The organism is Kineococcus sp. G2 (assembly GCF_037154035.1).
Classification (GTDB): domain Bacteria; phylum Actinomycetota; class Actinomycetes; order Actinomycetales; family Kineococcaceae; genus Kineococcus.
Window position 1 is genome coordinate 1 of the sequence record NZ_JBBBEM010000058.1, and the last position, 389, is coordinate 389.

Below are 389 nucleotides of genomic sequence, written 5' to 3' on the forward strand. Positions count from 1 at the left end.
GCCTCGTCCTGGGCGCGTACGCCACGGGCACCTACGGCGGCTACTTCGCCGCCAGCCAGGGCGTCCTGCAGGTCGGCGTGTTCGGCCTGCTCGTGCGCCTGCCCCTGCAACGCCTGAACGCGGTCAAGAACGTCCTGACGTCGGTGGTCAACGCGGTCGCGGCGGTGGCGTACGCCGCCACCGCCGCGCACCGCATCGACTGGGCGGCAGCCGGCCTGGTGGCGGCCGGTTCCCTGGTGGGGGGCACGCTGGGGGCCCGGTTCGGCCGGCGACTGCCCGCGGCCGTGCTGCGGGCGTTCATCGTGCTGCTGGGGGTCACGTCGTTCGTCGTCCTGGTGCGCTGACGGGACGCCGGAACCGCCCGGGCACGGGGGGGGGGGGGGGGGGGG

Annotated in this window: 1 protein-coding gene; it reads left to right on the top strand. The window is 76.3% G+C overall.

Features of this window, described 5'->3' with window-relative positions:
- Window positions 1-344: TSUP family transporter (locus V9U69_RS09980; protein ID WP_337061577.1), on the top strand; the 344-nt coding region annotated here is incomplete at its 5' end.
- Between the last annotated feature and the right edge of the window lie 45 nt (window positions 345-389).